We start from the raw sequence: 7,053 nt of genomic DNA on the forward strand, positions 1-7,053 counted from the left end.
CGCTGAGCGCGCCGAGGCGGCGTAGGCGCGCCGATGCCGAGCATCCCCTCGCCGCGCGATCGGGAAGAGGCGGATGCGTATCCGACGACCGCCCTCGAACTTCGGAGAGATCGATGAACATCGCCCTCAGCCCGCACGAGGAATATCCGGCCGAGACCGCCGAGGCGATCCGCGCGGCCTGACGCGCCTCAGCTCCAGGCGTGAGAGGGGGGCGCCACCCCGTTGAGCGCGTGGTTGCCGACGATCGCCACCTTCCAGCGGACGGGGTCGTGCAGCGTGTGCGTCCGCGCGTTGCGCCAGTGCCGGTCGAGGTTGTGCTCGGCGAGCGTCGAGCGGGTGCCGCCGAGCTCGAACAGCTTGTTCGAGGCCGCGAGCGCGATCTCGGTGGTGAGCACCTTCGACTCGGCGACCGCGATCTTGGCGGCGTTCACCAGCCCTACATCATGGTCGACGAGCGCGGCGTCGATCGCGAGGCCGGCGCGGTCGAGGATCGCTTCGGCCGCGTGCAGGCGGATGGTGAGGTCGCCGACGGCCTGGATGGTGTAGGGGTCGTCGGAGGCCCGATCCTGACCGGCATCGATCCACGGCCGCGCCTTCTCGCGCACGAAGGCGATGGTGTCGTCGAGAGCCGCGCGGCCGATGCCGGCGTCGATCGCCGCCTGGATGATCTGGAAGATCGCCCCGTCGAGGCGCGGCAGCTCCTGATAGGCCTTCCAGGCCGGGACGAGGTGGCTCTTCTCCACCCGCACGGCCTCGATCAGCACCGTGCCGCTCGCCGTACCGCGCTGGCCGAAGGCCGACCAGTCGTCGATCACCGTCAGACCGGGCGCGTTGCGGTCGGCGATCGCGTACCAGGCGAGACCCGCATCGTCGACGGCGACGATCTGCACGAGGTGGGCGAGCAGCGCCCCGGTGGCGTAGAACTTCTGGCCCTGCACGATCACGTGGTCGCCGTGGTCGGTGAAGTCGGTGGCGAAGTCGGCGGCGCGCGCCGTGCCCTTCTCCGAGAACGCGTTGCCGAAGCGGGTGCCGCGCAGCACCTCGGCGAACAGGAGGGCCTGCTGCTCGGGGTCCGACACGGTGCGGATCGCGGCGACGATGCCGAGGTGGTTCTGCGCGATCTGCGCGATCGAAGGGTCGGCCGCGGCGACGATGGCGATCACCTGCGCCAGCGTCCGATACGACACCTCGGGGCCGCCGTGCTCGCGCGGAACGTTGATCGACCATAGGCCGCTCTGCGAGAACCGGTCGAGCTCCGCCAGCGGCCGGGCATGCGCGAGGTCGCGCTCCGACGCCCCCTCGCGGATCGAGGCGGCGAGCGCGTGGGCGACGCGGATCGCCTCGGCGTCGTCGCGGATGACGTGGGCGGCCTCGGATGGACGGGCCGGGCCCGGGACGCCGCGAGAGGACGCTGTTCCGGACAGCGCCTGGGTGCTGACGGCGATGTTCATCGATCTCTCCGAAGTTCGAGGGCGGTCGTCGGATACGCATCCGCCTCTTCCCGATCGCGCGGCGAGGGGATGCTCGGCATCGGCGCGCCTACGCCGCCTCGGCGCGCTCAGCGCGCTCGGCTTCGAGCGCGCGGACCCGCGGGATGATGTGCGCGCCGAAATACGCCACGTCCTCCTGGAAATGCAGGAAGGCCAGCAGCGCGAGATCGGTCCCGGCATCCTTGAGCGCGATGATGCGCTCGGCGATCTGGTCCGGCGTGCCGATCAGGTTGGTCTTGAAGCCGTCGTTGTACTGGACGAGGTCCTCGAAGGTCGATTTCGCCCAGTTGCCCTCGCCCTCGGGCGAAGCCCGGCCGGCGTTCTTCGCCTCGTGGCCGAAAGCCTTCACCGCATCCGGGTTGGCATGGTCGATGATCTCCTGCAGCACGGCGCGCGCCTCGGCCTCGGTGTCGCGCGCGATGACGAAGGCGTTCACGCCGACCTTGACCGCATGGCCGTTGGCGGCGGCCTTCGTCTGCAGGTCGGCGACCTGCGCCCGGATGCCCTCGGGGGTGTTGCCGTTAGTGAAGTACCAATCCGACACCCGCGCCGCCATGTCGCGCGCCGCCCGCGACGAGCCGCCCTGGAATATCTCCGGCGTCACCGCCGGCTTCGGCTTGAGGTTGTAATCGGTGTAGCGATAGAAATCGCCGCGGAACGTGTAGTTCTCCTGAGTCCAGATCCCGCGAAGCGCGGTGATGAACTCCTCGGAGCGCCGGTAGCGCTCGTCGTGGTCGAGCCACGGCTCGCCGATGGCGCGGAACTCGCCCGAGAACCAGCCCGAGACCACGTTGATCGCGATGCGGTTGTCGGTCAGCTCGCTGATCGTCGCGATCTGCTTGGCCGCGATGGTCGGGTTCCACGGCCCGGGCAGCAGCGCGGCGATGACCTTGAGCCTGGTCGTCACGGCGAGCAGCGCGTGGCTGAAGGCCACCGATTCGTGCTGGTACTCGGCGCCGTAGCCGGCGGTGAAGCGGATCTGCGTCAGCGCGTAGTCGAAGCCGGCATCCTCGGCGATCCGCGCGAGCTTGCGGTTGTAATCTCCGTCCCAGCTCGTGCGCTGCGGGATCGCGCTGATGACGAGCCCCCCGGAGACGTTCGGCACCCAGTAGGCGAAGCGGATCGGCTCTTCGGTCGCGTTGCGGTTTGTCATGGGATTGCGCCTCCTCGTCGGTCAGGCCTCCCGCAAGGGCGAAGAGCGATCGTCCCGCATGGTCGCGGATCGAAGATCGCATCGAGCAGCCGCTCGCCGTCGTGCCGATTTGCCTGTCCGTCAAGTATTTCCAAAGTCGATGCCGCCGTCAAAGGAAGCAACGCGCAATCTTTTGCCTGAATGAGCAAGAAATTTTCGTCGCCCGCCCTTCCGGGGAACGAAGCTTCCCCGAGCGGAGCGCAGCGGTCGGCGCACCACGCGAACGATCGTATCGGCGTTCTTCACAAAGAACGATGGTGGGCCGAGCTCGTGGAAGAGGTCGGTCGTTTCGTGGTGCACTAGGGGAAGGAGAACGAAAAACCCCCTCCCGGTCGCATCGGGCAACGATCACCTCAACCGGAGCGTTCTTTTGCAAGAACGTTTCATTGACCGCGTGCACCGCACGCCTCACCTTTGGGAGGACATCGCGGCACGGTCCGAACGGGTGGCGGCGCGGCCGTCCCGCGTCCGGACCGTGCCTTGCGCCACCTTCCTTTCGAGACGAGATCCGACGATGACGCGACCGAAACTCGTGGGCTTCAGCGCCAACCTTCAGCGCCCGTCCAAGACCCGCGCCCTGGTCGAGGCCGTGGCCGAGGCCGCCACCGTCGACGGCGGCCTCGACCTTCGGCTGTTCGATCTCGTCGATGCCGGCACCGGGCTCGGCGCGGCCTGGTCGCGGGATGCGCTGTCGCTTCCCGCCCGCCGGGTGATCGAGGCGATCGAGGGCGCCGACGCGCTGGTCGTCGGCTCGCCGGTCTACAAGGGCAGCTTCACCGGGCTGTTCAAGCACGTCTTCGACCTGATCGATCCGGCGGCCCTGGCCAACAAGCCGGTCGCGATCGTCGCCACCGGCGGCGGCGCCCGCCACGCGCTCGTCGTCGAGCATTCGTTCCGGCCGCTGTTCGGGTTCTTCGGCGCCCTGCAGGTGCCGACCACCGTCTACGGCTCCGATCCGGACTTCACCGACGGCCTCCCGACGGATGCGGGCGTGCGCGAACGGATCGCCCAGGCCGGCGCCCAGCTCGCGGCCCTGGTGCGCGCCGGGATCGCGGCGGAATCGTCCGCCCCCGTGGCGCTCGCCGCCGCGCGCTGAGACCCGCGATGATCGACCGCCGCCGCCTCGTCGCCACGGCCCTCGCCGCGGCGCTGCCCCTGACCCGTCCGGCGGTGGCCGCCGAGCCGGGCGTGCTGCGCATCGGCTACCAGAAGAACGGCATCCTCGTGGTCGCCAAGCAGCAGGGCGTGATCGAGGAGCGCCTGGCCAAGCTCGGCCATAGCGTGCGCTGGATCGAGTTCTCCTTCGGGCCGCCGCTACTCGAGGCCTTGTCCCTCGACGGCATCGATTTCGGCCAGACTGGCGACGCCCCGCCGATCTTCGCGCAGGCTGCCAAGTCGAGCCTGGTCTACGCCGCGGCGCAGGAGGCCGGCGGCTCGGGCTCGGGCATCCTGCTGCCCAAGGGCTCGACGATCCGGTCGCTGGCTGAGCTGAAGGGCAAGCGCGTCGCCTTCGCCAAGGCGTCGAGCGCCCACAACCTCACGGTCGCCGCGCTGGAGAAGGCGGGCCTCACCTACGCCGACATCGAGCCGGTGACGCTGGCGCCCGCCGACGCCGCGGCGGCGTTCTCGCGCGGCAGCATCGACGCCTGGACGATCTGGGACCCGTACTACGCCATCGCAGAGGGCGGCGACGGCGTCCGCGTGCTGGCGACGGCCAAGGAGATCGCGCGGCAGAACAACTTCTTCCTGGCGAGCCGCGCCTTCGCGGAGGGACGCGGCGCGGTGCTGGCCGAGGTGATCGACGTGCTCGGCGGCGTCGCGCGTTGGTGCGGCGACAATCGCGGCGAGGTCGCCGACCTGCTTTCGAAGGGCACCGGCGTGCCCCTCGCCGCCACCCGTCGCGCGGTCGACCGCACCGACTTCCTCATCGGCCCGATGAACGACCGCGTCGCCGCCGAGCAGCAGGTGATCGCCGACCGCTTCCACGCCCTGAAGCTGATTCCGAAGCCGATCCGCGTCGCCGACGCGGTCTGGATTCCACCCGCACGCAACGGCTGATCCGCGATGACCGACGACCTTCATCCCCAACGTGCCGCGCGTCTCGCCGCCGTCGACGGCTCGGTGCCGCTGCGACGCCGCACCCTGCTCTCGGCCGGCCTGGGCCTCGCGGCGGCGATCGCGCTACGCCCGGCCCGCGCTGCGTCCGCCGTCCGGATCGGCTACCAGAAATACGGGTCGCTGGTCCTGCTGAAGGGCCGCGGAACCCTCGAAAAGGCGCTCGCGCCCCTCGGCTACGAGGTCGCGTGGTCGGAGTTTCCCTCCGGTCCGCCGCTGCTCGAGGCGCTGAACGCCGGGGCGATCGACCTCGGCTCCGCCGGCGAGGCGCCGCCGATCTTCGCCCAGGCCGCCAACGCCGACCTGCGCTACGTCGGCACCGAACCGCCGGCCCCGCGGGGCGAAGCGATCCTGGTGCCGAAGGACAGCCCAATTCGCGCCGTCTCGGGTCTGCGTGGCAAGACCATCGCCTTGAACAAGGGCTCCAACGTCCACTTCCTCGTGGTGCGCGCCCTGGAGAAGGCCGGCATCGCCTACGATGCGGTCAGGCTCGTCTTCCTCTCGCCGGCCGACGCGAACGCCGCCTTCGTGCGCGGCTCGGTCGACGCCTGGGCGATCTGGGACCCCTATCTCGCCGCCGCCGAGCGCTCGACCGGTGCGCGCATCCTCGCCGACGGCACCGGGATCGCACCGAACCGCCAGTTCTACCTGTCGCGCCGCGTCTTCACCGAGGCGAGCCCGGACATCGTGTCCGCAATCCTGAAGGCGATCGCCGAGGTCGACACCTGGGCCGCCGGCAACGGCGGCACGGTCGCCTCCGAGCTTGCGCCCTCGGTCGGCATCCCGGCGCCGGTGCTCACGGTGGCGCTCGATCGCCTGTCCTACGGGGTCGCAGCCCTCGACGCGCAGACGATCGCCGACCAGCAGGCGGTGGCCGACGCCTTCCACGCCCTCGGCCTCCTGCCGAAACCGATCCGGGTCGCGGACGCCGTCTGGGCCCACCCGCAACGCAAGGCCGAGATCCGATGAGCGCCACCCCCTCCCGCATCCGCGACGCCGCCGTGCCCTGGCTGCTGCCGGTGGCGATCCTCGTCGGCTGGCAGGCGGCGGTCTCGGCCGGCTTGGTCTCGAACCGCTTCATGCCGGCGCCGCTCGACGTGATCCGCGCCGGGATCGCGGCCGGCCGCACCGGCGAGCTCTGGACCAATCTCGGCGTCAGCACGCTGCGCGCGCTCGCCGGCTTCGTGGTCGGCGGCGGCATCGGCTTCGGCCTCGGCCTCGCCAACGGGCTCTCGCGCCTGTCCGAGCGCCTGACCGACACCTCGGTTCAGATGGTGCGCAACGTACCCCACCTGTCGCTGATCCCGCTGGTGATCCTGTGGTTCGGCATCGGCGAGGAGGCCAAGCTGTTCCTGGTGGCGCTCGGCGTGTTCTTCCCGATCTACGCCAACACCCTGCACGGCATCCGCTCGGTCGATCCGGCCCTGGTCGAGATGGGCCGCGTCTACGGCATGTCGAACGCCGAGCTGTTTCGCCGCGTGGTGCTGCCGGGCGCGCTGCCGTCGATCTTCGTCGGCCTGCGTTACGCCCTCGGGATCATGTGGCTGACGCTCATCGTCGCCGAGACCATCTCGGCCTCCTCGGGCCTCGGCTACATGGCGATGCAGGCACGCGAGTTCATGCTGGTCGACGTCGTGGTGCTGGCGATCCTGATCTACGCCGCGCTCGGCAAGCTCGCCGACGCGCTGACGCGGCAGCTGGAGCGCAGCTGCCTCGCCTGGAACCCCGCCTACAGGAGCGCCTGATGCTGCTCGACGCCCAACTCCGCGACAAGCCGCCGGCGCGGGAACCGGACACCGGCGCGCCTGCGCTGTCCCAGGGGGAGAGGGTCGCGACGCCCTCGGGCAGCGCGCAACCTTCATCCCGATCCTCCCCCGACCGGGCGGGGGAGCAACGCGGCATCGCGGTCACCGTCCGCGACCTCCACAAGAGCTTCGACGGCAACGCCGTGATCGCGGGGCTCGACCTGTTCCTGCCCGCCGGCGGCTTCACGGCGGTGGTCGGCCGCTCCGGTTGCGGCAAGAGCACCCTGCTGCGCCTGATCCTCGGCCTCGAGACGCCGACCTCCGGGCGCATCGGCCTCGACGAGGCCGAGGCCGGCCCGCGCCGGTCTCAGCGGCCGCGGCGCATCATGTTCCAGGAGCCGCGGCTGCTGCCCTGGGCCCGCGTGGTCGACAACGTCGCCGTCGGCCTGTCCGGCACCGGCACCGGCACCAAGGCCGAGCGTCGGGCGCGTGCGCTCGCGGCCCTCGAGGA

7 protein-coding genes are annotated in these 7,053 nt (G+C 70.7%); 5 read left to right on the forward strand and 2 right to left on the reverse strand.

Annotation, left to right across the window (positions count from 1 at the left end; genetic code table 11):
* Window positions 1-188: 188 nt before the first annotated feature.
* Together FV223_RS16390 and sfnG are read right to left on the reverse strand one after the other, a co-directional pair.
* Window positions 189-1,451: an SfnB family sulfur acquisition oxidoreductase gene (locus tag FV223_RS16390; protein WP_147728033.1), complete on the reverse strand. Its 1,263-nt coding sequence runs from the start codon at window positions 1,449-1,451 to the stop codon at window positions 189-191.
* Window positions 1,452-1,539: 88 nt separating this feature from the next.
* A complete protein-coding gene (gene sfnG / locus FV223_RS16395) occupies window positions 1,540-2,643 on the reverse strand; it encodes a dimethylsulfone monooxygenase SfnG (RefSeq protein ID WP_147728034.1) in 1,104 nt (367 codons plus the stop codon).
* Between the two features lie 553 nt (window positions 2,644-3,196).
* Between sfnG and FV223_RS16400 the strand changes: the two genes are divergently transcribed.
* The 5 genes from FV223_RS16400 to FV223_RS16420 form a co-directional block, all read left to right on the forward strand.
* Window positions 3,197-3,778 (forward strand): NAD(P)H-dependent oxidoreductase, encoded by a 582-nt coding sequence (locus FV223_RS16400; RefSeq protein ID WP_147728035.1) that lies wholly within the window; start codon window positions 3,197-3,199, stop codon window positions 3,776-3,778.
* A gap of 8 nt (window positions 3,779-3,786) precedes the next feature.
* Window positions 3,787-4,740 carry an aliphatic sulfonate ABC transporter substrate-binding protein gene (locus tag FV223_RS16405; protein ID WP_147728036.1) on the forward strand — a complete coding sequence of 318 codons (954 nt, stop codon included), beginning with the start codon at window positions 3,787-3,789 and terminating at the stop codon, window positions 4,738-4,740.
* Window positions 4,741-4,746: 6 nt separating this feature from the next.
* Window positions 4,747-5,766 carry a sulfonate ABC transporter substrate-binding protein gene (locus FV223_RS16410; protein ID WP_147728037.1) on the forward strand — a complete coding sequence of 340 codons (1,020 nt, stop codon included), beginning with the start codon at window positions 4,747-4,749 and terminating at the stop codon, window positions 5,764-5,766.
* Window positions 5,763-6,542: an aliphatic sulfonate ABC transporter permease SsuC gene (gene ssuC, locus FV223_RS16415; protein ID WP_147728038.1), complete on the forward strand. Its 780-nt coding sequence runs from the start codon at window positions 5,763-5,765 to the stop codon at window positions 6,540-6,542. The genes FV223_RS16410 and ssuC overlap by 4 nt, the downstream gene beginning before the upstream one ends.
* Window positions 6,542-7,053, forward strand: a 512-nt coding sequence (locus FV223_RS16420; RefSeq protein ID WP_147728039.1) for an ATP-binding cassette domain-containing protein, incomplete at its 3' end; no start/stop codon positions are given. The genes ssuC and FV223_RS16420, both read left to right, overlap by 1 nt.

This window comes from Methylobacterium sp. WL116 (assembly GCF_008039455.1).
GTDB lineage: Bacteria > Pseudomonadota > Alphaproteobacteria > Rhizobiales > Beijerinckiaceae > Methylobacterium.